The following is a 16,336-nucleotide window of genomic DNA, read 5'->3' on the forward strand; positions in this document are numbered from 1 at the left end:
CTGCCGGTACCAAGGTAGTAGAGGGTTGTGTCCGTGCCGCCACTAGCATGGCGCCACGCGCTGGTGATTGCCCCGGATGGGGCGTCGCGCGTGTCGAACCGCCATAACAACAAGACGAGGTGTGTCGTGACCCCACTCAAAGCCCTGCTGCTCAACCTGCTGCTGATCACCAGCCTGATCGGTTTCGACAAGGTCTTCGCCGCCGGCGACCTGACCCGCCGCACCCAGCCGCTGCCAGACCTGGTACTCGGCTCGGAGGCCAGCGACTACAGCATGAGCCAGACCGAGTACCAGCTGGAAACCGGCAAGGCCTACCAGCTCAAGGTGATCTCCAACGGGCAGAAGGAATACGCCGTGCAGGCGCCGGAATTCGCCCAGAGCATCTATCTGCGCAAGGTCGAGGCCGGCGGCGTGGAGATCAAGGCGGTGACCCTCAACGAGCTGGAGTTCGAGGACGCCGGCGAGGCCGAGATCTTCTTCGTGCCGATCAAGCCGGGCAAGTTCCGCTTCTACGCCAAGGGCCTGGAAGGCAAGGGCATGCAGGGCTGGTTCATCGTCAAGTAAGCGGCCGGGATGATCACCGGCGCCTGTTGAATATCCCCGAGCTGGAGGCTTGGCCTCTGGGGTCGAAAGAAACGCGCAAGGCCGCCTCCCGCGTTACTACCAAGGGAGTAGGCGATGGCCACCTAAGCAGCATTCTTCGCCGCTCCGGCCGTTCCTAACATGACCCCCACGGCGCTCGCCTCGGGCGCCTGCCTTGCACAGCAACTCGAAGAGGTAGGAAGTCATGAACAACAACAACGCATTCCGCGTCCTGATCGCCTGGGCTGGCCTGAGCGTCTCCGCCTTCGCCCTGGCCCACGGCGATGTCACCCCGCAGGCCGTCAATACCGAAGGCCTGGAGCCCCTGGGCAAGGAATGGGTTGACGAGAACCCCTACCGCGAGCCCTACGCCAACAACAAGCTGGCGGTGGAAATCGGCAGCTCGGCCTACACCCAGAACTGCGCCCGTTGCCACGGCCTGGAAGCCATCTCCGGCGGCATCGCCCCGGACCTGCGCTACCTGGATGCCGGCATCGAGGGTGACGAGTGGTTCAAGGAGCGGGTGATCAACGGCGCCGTGCGCGATGGCGCGGTATACATGCCGAAGATGGCCGAGTTCATCAGCCAGGAAGGCCTGTGGGCCATCCGCAGCTACCTGGAAAGCCTCAAAGTCGAAGAGTAACCGCCATGCGCCTGCTCGCTTTGCTGTGTGGCCTGGCCCTGCTCTGCACGCAGGCCCAGGCTCAGGTGCGCAGCTTCGACGACATGCTCGATTCGGGCGTGCTCAAGGTCGCCGTATACGAGAACTTCCCGCCCTACAGCTTCCTGCAGGGCGGCAAGGCCCATGGCGTGGACGTCGACCTGGCGCAGAGCCTGGCCAAGGGGCAGGGCCTGCAGCTGGAGCTGCTGTGGGTCACGCCGGGCGAGAAGCTCGACGACGACCTGCGCAACTTCATCTGGAAGGGCCACTACATGCGCCCCGGCGTGATGGCCGACCTGATGCTGCGGGTGCCCTACGACCGCGAGTTCTCCAACCGGCGCAACGACGTCGGCGAGCTGGCCAACGAGCAGGTGGTGATGTTCGGCCCCTACCAGCGCGAGCGCTGGCAGGTGGTGCACGACAGCCGCCGGCTGCCGCAGCTCGACACCATCGGCCTGTTCCAGTACCACAAGGTCGGCGTCGAGGTGGACAGCGTGCCGTCCTTCTACCTGACCTCGGTGCTCGGCGGCCGCCTCAGCGGCATGACCGAGCACTACGCCAACACCCGCGAAGCCTTCGAGGCCATGCGCGGCGCCAAGGTCGACGCGGTGATGGCCCTGCGCGGCGAACTCGACTGGCTGCAGCATGAAGCCGTCGACCCGCAGCTGCGCAACGCCGACAACACCTATCCCAACCTCGGCCAGCCGGCCTGGGACATCGGCATGGCCGTGCACGAAAGCAACCGCCAGCTGGCCAATGCGGTGGACCAGCAGCTCGACGAAATGATCCGCGGCGGCGCGATGGCCAAGCTCTATGCCCGCTACGGCCTGCGCTACGAACTTCCCGGCCTGTACCAGGACGTGGAGTGAACGCCTTTGCCGTAGGAGGGGCCTTGGCCGCGACCAGAACCCACGCGCAGTGGCCTGTAATTAGCGGCTAAAGCCGCTCCCACAAAAGCCCAGGCAACTCGGCGTTCGTGCTTCCTGTGGGAGCGGCTTCAGCCGCGATCAGAACCACCCCGGAGCGGCCCGCCTGTCGCGGCCAAGGCCCTTCCTACAAAAAACCATGCAACCCCGTACCCCCACAGCCAATGGATTGAACGGAGGCACGATGCACAGACGCTCCCTGCTCCTCGGCCTGGTCGGCCTGCCGCTGCTGGCGGCGGCCGTCGAGGGTGATCCGCTGCCCTCGGTGATGTGGGACTTCCACCACACCCGCCTGCTCGGCGGCGCGCCGTTCGTCTTCGATGAGCGGGTCAAGGTCAGCGTGCCGCCGTTCGCCGAGGACTCGCGCCAGGTGCCGGTGGAAATCGACGCCCGTGCCTTGCCCGGGCGCTTCAGCCGCATGCTGCTGTGGGCCGAACTCAACCCCATCCCGCAGGTGTTCACCCTCTACCCCAGCGCCGAGATCGTGCCGCTGCTGGCCATCCGCATCCGCGTCGAACAGGCCACGCCGATCCGCGCCGCACTGCTCGGCGAAGACGGCGTGTGGCATGTCGGCTCGGCCTGGATCGATGCTGCCGGCGGTGGCTGTACCGCGCCCAGCGTGGTGCGCGCCCAGCCCGGCTGGGAAGACCGCCTCGGCCAGGTGCTCGGCGGCAGCTTCGCCCGCGGCGCCAACCAGCGCCTGCGCCTGCAGGTCTCGCACCCCATGGACAACGGCCTGGTCGGCGGCGTGCCCGAGTTCTACCTCGACCGCGCCGAACTGCGCGCCAGCAACGGCGAGGTGCTGGCGCGCTTCGACCTGTTCCCGGCGGTCAGCGAGAACCCGACCCTGACCCTGGAAGTGCGCGGCCACCCCAGCACCCAGCTGTGGCTGCACGACAACAACGGCAACGAATTCCAGGCCGACTTCCAGCCCACGTCCAACCCGTGATCGCAAACCGGCCCCATGAGGTGACCATGCGCCCATTCCTGCTGTTGCTCGCGCTGCTGGCCAGCGCCTGCGTCCACGCCGAGCTGGCCTACTCGCTGCAACCCAGGCAGATCGCCGCCGGCACCTGGCTGCTGCAGGGCAGCACCGACAACTTCGCCCAGGACAACGGCGCCAACATCGTCAACATCGCCTTCATCGAGACCGACGACGGCGTGGTGGTGATCGACAGCGGCCCGTCCAAGCGCTACGGCGAGGCCCTGCGCCAGGCCATCGCCGCCACCAGCGGCAAGCCGGTCAAGCTGCTACTGCTGACCCACCACCACCCGGACCATGTGCTCGGCAACCAGGCCTTCGCCGACGTGCCCATCGCCGCCCTGGCCGGCACGCGAAAGTTGCTGGAAGAGCAGGGCAATGCCATGGCCGAGAACATGTACCGCCTGGTCGGCGACTGGATGCGCGGCACCGAAGTGGTACTGCCCAACCAGACCGTCGAGGCCGGCACCCTCGAAGTTGGCGGCCACCGCCTGCGCCTGCTGGCCCTGAGCGGCCACACCGGCGCCGACCTGGCCATCCTCGACGAAAGCACCGGCGTGCTGTTCGCCGGCGACCTGGTGTTCTACCAGCGCGCCCTGACCACCCCCAACAGCCCCGGCCTGGACGTCTGGCTGGCGGATATCGACACGCTGCAGGCGCTGCCCTGGAAGGTCATAGTCCCCGGCCACGGCCCGCTGGCCACGGACCAGCAACCCTTCGTGCAGATGCGCGACTACCTCGGCTGGCTCGACCAGGTGATGCGCGACGGCACGGCGCAGGGCGCGGACATGAACGAACTGCTGCGCACGCCGATCCCCGAACGCTTCGCCGGGGTCAGCCTGAGCCGCTACGAACTGATCCGCAGCGTCAGCCACCTGTATCCGCGGTATGAACAGAAGGGCTTGGGCAGGGTGGACCAGCAGGAATAACGGCTGGTGCACCCTACGGGCGTCGGGGACGCCCTAACGCTACCCCGGCCTTTACTGTTAGTGCCAGCCCGCTGCTTTGCGATGTTGATATGCAAACTGGATAGTACGTAGAAGTGGATACTGCTCTGGTATAGCGGAGCTTGAGATCTTGAGACCACCAATTTCTGAGGTTATTTCCTGGAGGAACTGGGCGGAGGTGACGATCTTTCCACCAGCAAGTTCTTTGACGTTGGCATTGCTTGCAAAACCGAGCAATGCGATTTGCTCAATGTGGTTTGGGAGTTCAATGCCTTTAAATACGTCACGGATATATTTCTTTCCTGCAGAAAATTTTTTGGCGTAGCGTGCTTCCCGGACTGCCCAGGTATTTGCGTCCATGGAAGGTTCAACGTGCACAAGATGCTGCCGATTTGGGCAGAAAGCCACAACATCTAGCTCGCACTCATATCCACCTTTGAGACGACGGCCAACCTGTACATTTCTCCGGACAAAATAACCGCGGAATTCGTACCACTCTGCTGTAAGTTGTTCAAGATGATTCATGCGGGGCTCACTATAATTAAGCGACATATGTGCCTGGTAATTATCTGTCGGTTGTTTCGAGCGATGCTCCTTGTCGTCTGCCAACTCCTTGTTGTTCCTGAACATGTGCGCAACCAACGCGACAACATATAGCGCGTTAAGCGATAGCAATAGCGGCAAATTTATTTGCGCGAGGGAGAATGCGCTCAGTTGACACTAGCCAGCCGTTAGCACTCTGTCCATACCACAGGTTGAGGTGGCTTTACGGGTGCGCTGTGCGCACCTGATGGCCTCGGGGCACCCTGCCGAGCCGATTGCCGAGCGGGCTGATGGTTTGGGTTTCGCCCACCCGGGCGACTCACTTTTCTTTGTTTGCGCAAAGAAAAGTAAGCAAAAGAAAGCGCACCCCGGCATCCGGCCCTGCGCTTCGCTCCGGGTGCCCTCCTTCCGGTGCCACTCCGGGGGGCGGCTTACAAGGGCCATCCCTGGCCCTTTAAGCCTCTCGCCGCATCCCTGCGGCTCGTCCCCCTGCGCAACACCTCCACTCGGCCTCCTGACGGGGACTCGGGCTCCGAGCTGCTTGATGGCTCTTTCTTGCCGCTACGCGGATTTGGTTTCCACCCCAGCTAACCATGGCACCGCATACAACACGCTATTGGTACATTGCCTTCTTTTAGTACCGATAGGGCTTGCTCGGCTGTTTGGGCAATAGGGGGCAGGCCACGATTAATTCTCTTCTGCTTCTCTAAAAAACGTGGTCTGTCCCCTAATACCACTATGAACAGAAGGGCTTGGGCAGGGTGGACAGGTAGGGGCAATGGGCCTCGTTGTTGAATCTGGCGGGCCTGTTGCGCTGCCTCCGCTCCATCGACATCCGTTATGAGCGGACTACGCCCTTGCCCGACTGGTGCAGGGCGTTGAAATGGAAGTAGGAGTCTTTAAGGTCGAGAGCAATTGAGGCTGTCGTCTGCGTTGTGCCGCTGGCGATCTCCGCGAGGTCGAACTCGATCCCGTCCGGCAGACTGATGCGGACACGATGCTCAGCCCCGGTCGCGGGGCTTTTGATCGGGCGGGCCGTGGACTCGAGCACGTCGGCGATGACCACGCGTGCTGTTCTGTTCGCGACGTCCGTTTCAAACTCGAAGCGCTTGAAGAGTGGAGGGTGGACGGTGCTCGACATCGTCGTGTACACCCACCAATGGGTCGCTCCTGCATCCGTCTCCTTGCCATACATGATGGCTGCCAGCGCCTCTCGTTGCGTCCTGTCCGCTCGCTCGTCGACGATAGCCTGACACTCGCCGTTGCCCTTGTAGATGGGGCCAGGCCAACCATAGAGGAGAGCTGCGCAGAGGCCATCGAGCGCGACATCCCCGAAGTGACCTTTATCGACGTGAACGGCGGCGAAGCCGCGACAGTGTCCGTGTGTGGGGAGGGGGGACTCGAACTGGCAAGGACAGGCGAAATCACAATTGCAGTTGCTGACCTCAATGCCCTCGATATACCAGTCAACATGTGCCATGGCGTCCTCCTTTCAGAGTGACTACTTGATCAATATGATCCTGCTTCCGTGCCTGGTCAAACCGACGAGCAGCGCACGTTGAGTGCTTTGGCCTTGCTTTGGCCTTGCTTAGGCGGCCGCTCTAGAAAGCGCTCTTCCATTGTTCGGTGTCAATGAACCATCGCTCTTCGTAAATTTTGTCGCTTGCGAATTTGAAGAGGACTGAAAGTTGTGAGCCTGCAATTTTTGTCGACTTCCACTCAATGATAGAAATGACTTCGCTATCACCCGACGTCTCCTCGTTTTCAGTAGCAGTTGGCTTTAGAGTCCTGGCTCAATGTAACGGCTTTCGAGGCCAGTTGCTCGGCATAGGCCGATAACAATCATGATCCTCGGGATCGTTTGAACGCTTGGCCCCCGCTGCGCGAACTACAGAATGGCCAGGGCACTGCCCGTGACAAGGCCGGATATACGAATGCAACCGCGCTGACGACAGGATCGAAAAAAGCTTTCCTCACTGCTTGTGGGGAGAGTCCATATACGATTGGTTAGGCCCCGCGCGCGACTGCTTTTGGTGCACAGTGCCGGGCGTAGAAAGTGCGGAGAAATGCGTCGGTTCTCTGGTTGGCAGCAAGTAGGTCGTAGCCGATCCAGTTGTCCCAGCCGGAGTGAATGCGCATGCCCCAGCGAACAAAGCTGGGGTAAACGGCGTCGTCCGTGGTGGGCGGGACATACACGCCCCAGCGTAGAAAGCCGTAGCGAAACATGAGGAGCAAGCCTAGCCGCAGCCGCTGCCTGCGCGAGAAGGTACTTACTAACGCGTACCCATTTGCCGCAGTTGATAGGTCGATCTGATCAGGCTCAGGCATTGCGATGAACTCTCACTGCGGGGCCTAACGATTAAGCTAAGGGGCCGGCTTCGCCGGTCCCAGCGAGTGAAGCGAGCGATTTCAGCGCATTGTTAGGGGGCATACACTGCTAACGCCAGTTTTATATTTGTACAATGGATTGGATATTGATATTGAAAGATCCAGCACAGGTATTGATTTGCTGATTAGTTCTTTTTCTAGCTTGAGCACGGCTTCATGATTTAAGTCGTTATTCTGATGAAGTAGCGCAACCGTAAATGCATTTTTCTCTGCGTATAAATATATTATTCCTTTGCCAGGTTCTTTTTTAGCAATTGCTGTGCAATGTATTTCTTCAGGCTTGATGCTGAATTCCGCATAGTATCTATTTTCATCTTTGTCATAGTTTACAATAAAAACACTGTCGGAATTTTCCACAAATACACAGCTGCGCATTTTGGCGTACGCTTTTTTTCCGTATTCAAATGGATAGAAATTGCACTTGCTGATAACTTTAATTTCTTGCTCTTTTATTTTTAGATCTGAAGCAATTTGAGCGTGACTTTTATTTTGGTCGTATGGAATTCCTGAGCAACCAACTAATAGTAAAGATAGTACTATTGATACTGTTATTTTCATATGATCCCTAACGTTTGGCTAAGGGGCGGCCAATAGCTCTGCTATTGGACGTCCCGAGTGAGCGAAGCGAACGACTTGAGGGCTGTAATGGACTCTCCCTGCACCACGTTTCTTCTATAAGACCGAGGTGCCTGTTCGCTGGGAGAGCTTCGATGAAACGCATAGCAATTGATTTGGCCAAGTCCGTTTACCAGGTTGCCGAGAGTGTGTCGGGGGCGGGGCGGATGGGTAACACCCGGGGGTAACGCGTCGCCCCGATTGGGGGAGGGTGGAAACACAGTGCCCCCTTCGAGGGCTTCGAGAAAGCCAGGCGAGTCTCTGAATATGCCGTTCTAGAGGCTTTTTCTGTTTATTGGCGTATTTATTGCTGGTTATATCGGTTGATCTTCCTTTCCCTCTGGTCATGTTTTGCCTGGCCTGTCAAGATGCGGTGCGCGCCTCTCCGGTGCTTCTGTAATTTGTTGTCGCTTTGAGGAAATATCGGTCTTCCGGCGCTCGCTAGAATGCCGCCCACCTGGCCGAGCCTGTCGCTGTGCTTTTCGGCGCGGCAAAGACGACGACACTTCCTACAATTCACCCACGGCCCTGGCGAACCCCGTTGCGCCAAACGATGTCCCCATTCGAAGGAGTCACAACATGAAGAAGATCGTACTTCTTGGCGCCCTGGCGCTGTCCGCGTTCAGCGCGCTGGTGCAGGCAGAAGACAAACCGCTGCGTATCGGCATCGAGGCCGCCTACCCGCCCTTCGCCTACAAGACTGCGGAAGGCAACATCACCGGCTTCGACTACGACATCGGCCAGGCCCTGTGCGAGGAGATGAAGGTCGAATGCAAGTGGATCGAGCAGGAGTTCGATGGCCTGATCCCGGCGCTGAAGGTGCGCAAGTTCGACGCCGTGCTGTCGTCCATGTCGATCACCGAAGACCGCAAGAAGTCCGTGGACTTCACCGGCAAGTACTACGCCACCCCCGCCAAGCTGGCGATGAAGGCGGGTACCGAGCTGAAGGACCCGCAGGCTGACCTGAAGGGCAAGAAGATCGGCGTGCAGCGCTCTTCCGTGTATGACCGCTACGCCACCGACGTGTTCGCCGCGGCCGGCGCCGAGATCGTGCGCTACAGCTCGCAGAACGAGATCTTCCTCGACCTGGCTTCCGGTCGCCTGGATGCCACCCTGGCCGACTCGGTGAACATCGACGACGGCTTCCTCAAGACCGATGCCGGCAAGGGCTTCGCCTTCGTCGGGCCGGACTTCACCGACGTCAAGTACTTCGGCGAAGGCCAGGGTATCGCGGTACGCAAGGGTGACAAGGCCCTGGCCGACAAGATCAGTGCGGCGATCCTGGCGATCCGCGCCAACGGCAAGTACAAGGCCGTGCAGGACAAGTACTTCCAGTTCGACGTCTACGGCAAGTAAGACCGGCAAGACCTTCCCCCGCTGCGGGGAAGGTGGCCCGTGGGTCGCGTGCGGGGCGTCTGAAACCGGCCGGCCCGCCGCGCTCCACCCCTGAGGGAGAAGGGCGTTCTTCCTGTATTTCCCTGAGGATTGATTCATGCTCAATGGCTACGGCTCGACCATTCTCGATGGCGTCTGGCTCACCTTGCAGCTGGCTCTGCTGTCGATGGCGGTCGCTATTTCCCTGGGTCTGATCGGTGCGTCCTGTCGCCTGTCGCCGATCAAGTGGCTGGCATGGCTGGGCGATGCCTATGCCACGGTGATCCGCGGCATTCCCGATCTGGTGCTGATCCTGCTGATCTTCTACGGCGGCCAGGATCTGGTGAACCGCGTGGCGACCCTGCTGGAGTACGACGGCTACATCGACATCAACCCGTTCATCGCCGGTGTCGGCACCCTGGGCTTCATCTACGGCGCCTACCTGTCCGAGACCTTTCGCGGTGCCTTCATGGCCATCCCCAAGGGGCAGGGCGAGGCTGGCATGGCCTATGGCATGAGTCCGCTGCGGGTGTTCCTGCGCATCCTGGTGCCGCAGATGATCCGCCTGGCGATTCCCGGCTTCACCAACAACTGGCTGGTGCTGGTCAAGGCCACCGCGCTGATCTCCCTGGTCGGCCTGCAGGACATGATGGCCCGCGCCAAGAGCGCCGGCGACGCCACCCGCGAGCCGTTCACCTACATCCTGCTGGCGGCGGCCATGTACCTGGTCATCACCAGTGTTTCCTTGTTCGTCCTGCGCCACTTCGAGCGGCGCTATTCGGTCGGCGTCAAGGCGATGGAAATCTAAGGGGCTGCCATGATCTTCGATTACAACGTGGTATTTGACAGTCTGCCGCTCTACTTCGGCGGCGTGCTGGTCACCCTCAAGCTGCTGCTCATTTCCCTGGCGTTCGGCCTGGCCCTGGCCGTGCCGCTGGCGCTGATGCGGGTGTCCAAGCGCTCGGCAGTGAATCTGCCGGCCTGGCTGTACACCTACGCCATCCGCGGCACGCCGATGCTGGTGCAGCTGTACCTGCTGTACTACGGCCTGGCCCAGTTCGAGGGGGTGCGCGAGAGTTTTGCCTGGCCGTACCTGAGCAACGCGACCTTCTGTGCCTGCCTGGCGTTCGCCATCAACACCAGCGCCTATTCGGCAGAGATCCTCGCCGGCAGCATCAAGGCAACGCCCCATGGCGAGATCGAGGCGGCCAAGGCCATGGGCATGTCGCGCTTCAAGCTGTACCGGCGGATTCTCCTGCCCTCGGCCCTGCGCCGCGCGCTGCCGCAGTACAGCAACGAGGTGATCATGATGCTGCATACCACCAGCCTGGCGTCCATCGTCACCCTGATCGATATCACCGGCGCGGCCAAGACCGTCAGCTCGCAGTTCTACCTGCCGTTCGAGGCCTATATCACCGCCGGCCTGTTCTACCTGTGCCTGACCTTCATCCTGGTGCGCCTGTTCAAACTGGCCGAGCGCCGCTGGCTGGCCTACCTGGCTCCGCGTAAAGCCTGAGCCACCGATTTCACCGCATTCGCATACGAGAGCCGAGACCATGTACAAGCTTGAAGTCCAGGATCTGCACAAACGCTACGGCGACCACGAAGTGCTCAAGGGCGTGTCCCTGGCCGCCAAGGCTGGCGACGTGATCAGCATCATCGGCTCCAGCGGCTCGGGCAAGAGCACCTTCCTGCGTTGCATCAACATGCTCGAGCAGCCCTACGGCGGCAAGATCCTGCTCAACGGCGAAGAGCTGAAGCTGGTGCCGAGCAAGGGTGGCGCGCTCAAGGCGGCCGATCCCAAGCAGCTGCAGCGCATGCGTTCGCGCCTGGCCATGGTGTTCCAGCACTTCAACCTGTGGTCGCACATGAGTGCCCTGGAAAACGTCATCGAGGCGCCGGTGCACGTGCTCGGCGTGCCGAAGAAGGAAGCCCTGGAAAAAGCCGAACATTACCTGGCCAAGGTCGGCGTGGCGCACCGCAAGGATGCCTATCCGGCGCACATGTCCGGTGGCGAGCAGCAGCGCGTGGCGATTGCCCGCGCCCTGGCCATGGAGCCGGAGGTGATGCTGTTCGACGAGCCGACCTCGGCGCTCGACCCGGAGCTGGTCGGCGAAGTGCTCAAGGTCATGCAGGACCTGGCCCAGGAGGGTCGCACCATGGTCGTGGTGACCCACGAGATGGGCTTTGCCCGCGAGGTGTCCAACCAGCTGGTGTTCCTGCACAAGGGCCTGGTGGAGGAGCGTGGCTGTCCGAAGGAAGTGCTGGCCAATCCGCAGTCGGATCGCCTCAAGCAATTCCTTTCCGGCAGCCTGAAGTAGGAACTAGACTGCCCATCATGACGCAAACTGCCCACTGCATCGGTTTCCTGATCTGGCCGCAAACCCGGCCCATGACCCTGGCCCTGGCCGAGGAAGCCCTGCGCGTGGCGCAGCGCGTGCACCCGGAAGTGGTGTACGAGGCGCGTTTCCTGCTCGCCGAACCGCCTGCCGATGAGGCTGGCTGGCGCTTGCCGGGCGAGCCCTGGGCTGGGCGCCTGGAGGGTTGTCAGAAGCTGTTCCTGCTCGCCGACGAGCCGCCGGCCAGCGTGGCGCCGGCGCTGGCCTCTGCGCTCAAGCAGCTGGTGCGTAGCGGTGCGCAGGTCGGCGGCCTGTCGGCCGGCGTCTACCCGCTGGCCCAGCTCGGCCTGCTCGATGGCTATCGCGTCGCCGTGCACTGGCGCTGGCAGGACGATTTCACCGAGCGCTTCCCCAAAGCGATTGCCACCAGCCATCTGTTCGACTGGGACCGCGACCGCCTCAGCGCCTGTGGCGGCCTGGCCGTGCTCGACCTGCTGCTGGCCGTGCTGGCCCGCGACCATGGCGCCGAGCTGGCCGGGGCGGTGAGCGAGGAGCTGGTGGTCGAGCGCATCCGTGAAGGTGGCGAGCGCCAGCGCATCCCGCTGCAGAACCGCATCGGCTCCAGCCATCCCAAGCTGACCCAGGCCGTGCTGTTGATGGAAGCCAATATCGAAGAGCCGCTGACCACCGACGAGATCGCCACCCATGTGTGCGTGTCGCGCCGGCAGCTGGAGCGCATCTTCAAGCAGTACCTCAACCGCGTACCGAGCCAGTACTACCTGGAGCTGCGTCTGAACAAGGCGCGCCAGCTGCTGATGCAGACCAGTAAGTCGATCATCCAGATCGGCCTGTCCTGCGGCTTCTCCTCCGGCCCGCACTTCTCCAGCGCCTACCGCAACTTCTTCGGCGCGACGCCGCGGGAAGACCGCAACCAGCGGCGCAGCGCCAGCCCGTTCGAGATAGCGCCGGCGGCCGCCGAACGCGGCTGAGGCTGGCCTTCCCATAGGATGGGTTGAGGCGCGTAGCGCCGATACCCATCGGCGGTCCCGTCGGGTATCGCTGCGCTACAGCCCATCCTGCTTGCTGATAAGCGGCTCGGAGCCCGGACCCCTGTCGGGAGGCCGGGTGGCGCCGGGGCAGGGTGCCGTGCTGTAGCCAAGTGCCGAGAAAAGCGCCGAGCCCGGGTTGCAGGGGCGGCCGGCCCTGAACGACCTCTGTCGTGCCATTCCTCGAAGACAACACGGCGATTGCAGGGGGCAGGGAATTGCCCCGATTCCGCCGCGCAGCGTTTAAACTGCGCAATTCCGGAGCTTTCTGTCGCATTGCCGAAAGCCCCGGAAAATCACGGGTTGCCGCTGTAAGAAGTTGTCGCATGGCGGCAATGCGCCCTAGTTATGAGCCCCTACAATCCTTCCATCACCTGCCATTGAGTGCCGGTGCTGCTTATTCAGGAGAGCCCCGATGTCCGTTCAGCACGATCCGGTGCAACGCGCCGATTTCGACCAGTTCATGGTCCCCAACTATGCTCCCGCCGCTTTCGTTCCGGTGCGTGGCCAGGGTTCGCGAGTCTGGGACCAGGCAGGCCGAGAGCTGATCGACTTCGCCGGCGGCATCGCCGTCAACGTGCTGGGCCACTGCCATCCGGCACTGGTCGGCGCGCTGACCGAGCAGGCCAACACGATGTGGCACATCTCCAACGTGTTTACCAACGAACCGGCCCTGCGCCTGGCGCACAAGCTGGTCGATGCCACCTTTGCCGAGCGCGTGTTCTTCTGCAACTCCGGCGCCGAAGCCAACGAGGCCGCCTTCAAGCTGGCCCGCCGCGTCGCTTTCGACAAGTTCGGCGCGGACAAGTGCGAGATCATCGCTGCCACCAACAGTTTCCACGGTCGCACCCTGTTCACCGTCAGCGTCGGTGGCCAGCCCAAGTACTCCGACGGTTTCGGGCCGAAGATCCAGGGCATCAGCCATGTCCCGTACAACGATCTGGACGCGCTGAAGGCGGCGATCTCCGACAAGACCTGCGCCGTGGTGCTGGAGCCGATCCAGGGCGAAGGCGGCGTGCTGCCGGCCGACCGGGCCTACCTGGAAGGTGCGCGCAAGCTGTGCGACGAACACAACGCGCTGCTGGTGTTCGATGAGGTGCAGACCGGCATGGGCCGCAGCGGCGAGCTGTTCGCCTACATGCACTACGGCGTCACCCCGGACATCCTCTCCAGCGCCAAGAGCCTGGGCGGCGGCTTCCCGATCGGCGCCATGCTCACCACCAACGAGCTGGCCAAGCACCTGGCGGTCGGCACCCACGGCACCACCTACGGCGGCAACCCGCTGGCCTGCGCGGTGGGCGAGGCGGTGATCGACGTGGTCAACACCCCGGCCGTGCTGGCAGGGGTCAAGGCCAAGCACAAGCAGTTCACCAGCCGCCTGCAGGCGATTGGCGAGAAGTACGGCGTGTTCAGCGAAGTGCGCGGCCTCGGCCTGCTGCTCGGCTGCGTGCTGAGCGAGGCCTGGAAGGGCAAGGCCAAGGCCGTGCTGGATGCCGCTGCCGCCGAAGGCGTGCTGGTGCTGCAGGCCAGCCCGGATGTGGTGCGTTTCGCCCCGAGTCTGGTGGTCGGGGACGCCGACATCAACGAAGGCCTGGATCGCTTCGAGCGCGCCGTGGCCAAGCTGGTCCAGGGCTGATGCCTGCCGGGCGGCGCAGGAAGCGCCGCCCGAGTCACCTCAGGATGAGCGATTCCATGCGTGATCGGGCCAGGCCCGGTCTTTCTCCAGCGACAGCCGTCGAGGTTTCTGGAGTTTTTATTCGAAAGGCGTTTTTGTCGAAAGGAGAAGGCCATGCTGGTGATGCGCCCCGCGCAACTGTCCGACCTTGCCGAAGTGCAACGTCTGGCTGCGGATAGCCCGGTCGGTGTGACCTCACTGCCGGACGATAGCGACCGCCTGAGCGACAAGATCGCCGCCTCGGAGGCGTCGTTCGCCGCCGAAGTCAGCTTCAACGGCGAGGAGAGCTACTTCTTCGTCCTCGAGGACAGCGCCAGCGGTCGCCTGGTCGGCTGCTCCGGCATCGTCGCCTCGGCCGGCTACTCCGAGCCGTTCTACAGCTTCCGCAACGAGACCTTCGTGCACGCCTCGCGGTCGCTGTCGATCCACAACAAGATCCATGTGCTTTCGTTGTGCCACGACCTCACCGGCAACAGCCTGCTGAGCAGTTTCTACGTGCAGCCGGAGCTGGTCGACACGGCCAGTGCCGAGCTCAACTCGCGGGCCCGCCTGCTGTTCGTCGCCAGCCACCCGGAGCGTTTCGCCGATGCGGTGGTGGTGGAGATCGTCGGCCACAGCGATGAGCACGGCGACTCGCCGTTCTGGGACGCGGTGGGGCGCAACTTCTTCGACCTCAACTACAGCGCGGCCGAGCGCCTGTGCGGCCTGAAGAGCCGCACCTTCCTCGCCGAGCTGATGCCGCACTACCCGATCTACGTGCCGCTGCTGCCGGATGAGGCGCAGGAGGCCATGGGTCAGGTGCATCCGCGGGCCCAGGTGAGCTTCGACATCCTCATGCGCGAAGGTTTCGAGACCGATCACTACATCGACATCTTCGACGGCGGGCCGACCCTGCATGCGCGCACCTCGGGCATCCGCTCGATCGCCCAGAGCCGCGTGGTGCCGGTGCGCGTCTCTTCCAGCGAAGAGCGCGAGCCGCGCAAGGGCGGCCGGCAGTACCTGGTCAGCAACGGCCAGCTGCAGGATTTTCGCGCCATCGTCGCCGACCTCGACTGGGCGCCCGGCAGGCCGGTGACCCTGTCCGCCGAGGCGGCCGAGGCCCTGGGCGTCGGTGAAGGTGCCAGCGTCAGGCTGGTCGCGGTTTAACTACAAGCGGCGTGCTGCGCGCAGTACGCCTGGATGCCTTTCAAACTCGTAGCTGGCCGCAGCAGGCGTGCCGTTACCCGGAGGATCTATGATCGTTCGTCCCGTCCGTAGCACCGATTTGTCGGCGCTGTTCGACCTGGCCCGCAGCACCGGCGCCGGGCTGACCACCCTGCCGGCCAACATGGAGCGTCTGGCGCATCGGGTCGGCTGGGCCGAGAAGACCTTCCGTGGCGAGGCCGAACGGGCCGATGCCGACTACCTGTTCGTGCTCGAAGACGACGACGGTAAGGTCGTCGGCATCTCCGCCGTGGCCGGCGCCGTCGGCCTGCGCGAACCCTGGTACAACTACCGGGTCGGCCTGATCGTGAGCGCCTCGCAGGAGCTGAAGATCCACCGCGAGATTCCCACCCTGTTCCTGGCCAACGACCTCACCGGCAATTCCGAGTTGTGTTCGCTGTTCCTGCATGCCGATTACCGTACAGGCCTCAATGGCCGCCTGCTGTCGAAGGCCCGCTTCCTGTTCATCGCCGAATTCCGCGAGCTGTTCGGCGACAAGGTGATCGCCGAGATGCGCGGCATGTCCGACGCCAATGGCCGCTCGCCGTTCTGGGAGGGGCTGGGCCGGCACTTCTTCAAGATGGAGTTCAGTCAGGCCGACTACCTCACCGGCGTCGGCAACAAGGCCTTCATCGCCGAGCTGATGCCCAAGTTCCCGCTCTACACCTGTTTCCTTTCCGAGGATGCGCGCAGCACCATCGGTCGCGTCCACCCGAACACCGAGCCGGCGCTGGCCATGCTCAAGGGCGAAGGTTTCGACTACCAGGGTTATGTCGACATCTTCGACGCCGGCCCGGCCATCGAGGCGCCTACCGATAAGATCCGCGCGGTGCAGAACAGCCAGACCCTGGTGCTGGCCATCGGTACCCCGGGCGCTGAGGCCACGCCTTACCTGATCCACAACCGCAAGCGCGAAGACTGCCGCATCACCGCCGCCCCGGCGCGCGTCGCCGCCGGCACCCTGGTGGTCGATGCCCTGACCGCCAAGCGCTTGCAACTCGCGGTCGGCGCCCAGGTGCGCGCCGTGCCCCTGTCGGCCAAGGAGACACAATAAC

Annotated in this window: 16 protein-coding genes; 13 read left to right on the forward strand and 3 right to left on the reverse strand. The window is 62.8% G+C overall.

Going from position 1 to position 16,336, the window contains the following annotated elements; translation table 11 throughout:
• The first annotated feature begins 126 nt into the window (after positions 1 to 126).
• The 5 genes from GV001_RS09865 to GV001_RS09885 all read left to right on the forward strand — a co-directional run bounded on the left by GV001_RS09865 (position 127) and on the right by GV001_RS09885 (position 4,080).
• Positions 127 to 564 carry a copper-binding protein gene (locus GV001_RS09865; RefSeq protein WP_160079449.1) on the forward strand — a complete coding sequence of 146 codons (438 nt, stop codon included), beginning with the start codon at positions 127 to 129 and terminating at the stop codon, positions 562 to 564.
• A 223-nt stretch (positions 565 to 787) separates the two neighbouring features.
• The gene (gene pedF, locus GV001_RS09870) at positions 788 to 1,225 is read left to right on the forward strand and encodes a cytochrome c-550 PedF (protein WP_160079450.1); all 438 of its coding nucleotides are present in this window, start codon (positions 788 to 790) and stop codon (positions 1,223 to 1,225) included.
• Positions 1,226 to 1,230: 5 nt separating this feature from the next.
• Positions 1,231 to 2,112, forward strand: a complete 882-nt coding sequence (locus GV001_RS09875; RefSeq protein ID WP_160079451.1) for an ABC transporter substrate-binding protein — start codon at positions 1,231 to 1,233, stop codon at positions 2,110 to 2,112.
• Positions 2,113 to 2,353: 241 nt separating this feature from the next.
• Positions 2,354 to 3,118 carry a quinoprotein dehydrogenase-associated SoxYZ-like carrier gene (locus GV001_RS09880; RefSeq protein WP_160079452.1) on the forward strand — a complete coding sequence of 255 codons (765 nt, stop codon included), beginning with the start codon at positions 2,354 to 2,356 and terminating at the stop codon, positions 3,116 to 3,118.
• 26 nt (positions 3,119 to 3,144) lie between these two features.
• Positions 3,145 to 4,080, forward strand: a complete 936-nt coding sequence (locus GV001_RS09885; RefSeq protein WP_160079453.1) for a quinoprotein relay system zinc metallohydrolase 1 — start codon at positions 3,145 to 3,147, stop codon at positions 4,078 to 4,080.
• 57 nt (positions 4,081 to 4,137) lie between these two features.
• On the opposite strand, the gene GV001_RS09890 is transcribed toward GV001_RS09885, so the two are convergent.
• The 3 genes from GV001_RS09890 to GV001_RS09900 all read right to left on the reverse strand — a co-directional run bounded on the left by GV001_RS09890 (position 4,138) and on the right by GV001_RS09900 (position 7,587).
• Positions 4,138 to 4,728, reverse strand: a complete 591-nt coding sequence (locus GV001_RS09890) for a hypothetical protein (protein ID WP_160079454.1) — start codon at positions 4,726 to 4,728, stop codon at positions 4,138 to 4,140.
• Positions 4,729 to 5,479: 751 nt separating this feature from the next.
• Positions 5,480 to 6,121: a DUF1326 domain-containing protein gene (locus GV001_RS09895; RefSeq protein ID WP_160079455.1), complete on the reverse strand. Its 642-nt coding sequence runs from the start codon at positions 6,119 to 6,121 to the stop codon at positions 5,480 to 5,482.
• A 929-nt stretch (positions 6,122 to 7,050) separates the two neighbouring features.
• Positions 7,051 to 7,587, reverse strand: a complete 537-nt coding sequence (locus tag GV001_RS09900) for a hypothetical protein (RefSeq protein ID WP_160079456.1) — start codon at positions 7,585 to 7,587, stop codon at positions 7,051 to 7,053.
• A 636-nt stretch (positions 7,588 to 8,223) separates the two neighbouring features.
• Between GV001_RS09900 and GV001_RS09905 the strand changes: the two genes are divergently transcribed.
• The 8 genes from GV001_RS09905 (at position 8,224) to astA (ending at position 16,335) form a co-directional block, all read left to right on the forward strand.
• Entirely contained in the window at positions 8,224 to 9,000 is a 777-nt protein-coding gene (locus GV001_RS09905; RefSeq protein ID WP_160079457.1) for an ABC transporter substrate-binding protein, read from the forward strand.
• A gap of 136 nt (positions 9,001 to 9,136) precedes the next feature.
• Positions 9,137 to 9,826: an ABC transporter permease gene (locus tag GV001_RS09910; protein WP_160079458.1), complete on the forward strand. Its 690-nt coding sequence runs from the start codon at positions 9,137 to 9,139 to the stop codon at positions 9,824 to 9,826.
• A 9-nt stretch (positions 9,827 to 9,835) separates the two neighbouring features.
• Positions 9,836 to 10,534, forward strand: a complete 699-nt coding sequence (locus GV001_RS09915; RefSeq protein ID WP_160079459.1) for an ABC transporter permease — start codon at positions 9,836 to 9,838, stop codon at positions 10,532 to 10,534.
• A 40-nt stretch (positions 10,535 to 10,574) separates the two neighbouring features.
• Positions 10,575 to 11,339, forward strand: coding sequence for an arginine/ornithine transport ATP-binding protein AotP (gene aotP / locus GV001_RS09920; protein WP_160079460.1), 765 nt, complete (start codon positions 10,575 to 10,577; stop codon positions 11,337 to 11,339).
• Between the two features lie 17 nt (positions 11,340 to 11,356).
• Positions 11,357 to 12,346, forward strand: coding sequence for a transcriptional regulator ArgR (gene argR / locus GV001_RS09925; protein ID WP_160079461.1), 990 nt, complete (start codon positions 11,357 to 11,359; stop codon positions 12,344 to 12,346).
• Between the two features lie 472 nt (positions 12,347 to 12,818).
• Complete coding sequence (locus GV001_RS09930; protein ID WP_160079462.1) at positions 12,819 to 14,039, forward strand: aspartate aminotransferase family protein; 1,221 nt, start codon at positions 12,819 to 12,821, stop codon at positions 14,037 to 14,039.
• Between the two features lie 153 nt (positions 14,040 to 14,192).
• The gene (gene aruF / locus GV001_RS09935; protein WP_160079463.1) at positions 14,193 to 15,224 is read left to right on the forward strand and encodes an arginine/ornithine succinyltransferase subunit alpha; all 1,032 of its coding nucleotides are present in this window, start codon (positions 14,193 to 14,195) and stop codon (positions 15,222 to 15,224) included.
• Positions 15,225 to 15,312: 88 nt separating this feature from the next.
• Positions 15,313 to 16,335: an arginine N-succinyltransferase gene (astA, locus tag GV001_RS09940; RefSeq protein ID WP_160079464.1), complete on the forward strand. Its 1,023-nt coding sequence runs from the start codon at positions 15,313 to 15,315 to the stop codon at positions 16,333 to 16,335.
• Position 16,336 lies beyond the last annotated feature (1 nt).

Source organism: Pseudomonas sp. 8AS (assembly GCF_902506505.1).
Classification (GTDB): domain Bacteria; phylum Pseudomonadota; class Gammaproteobacteria; order Pseudomonadales; family Pseudomonadaceae; genus Aquipseudomonas.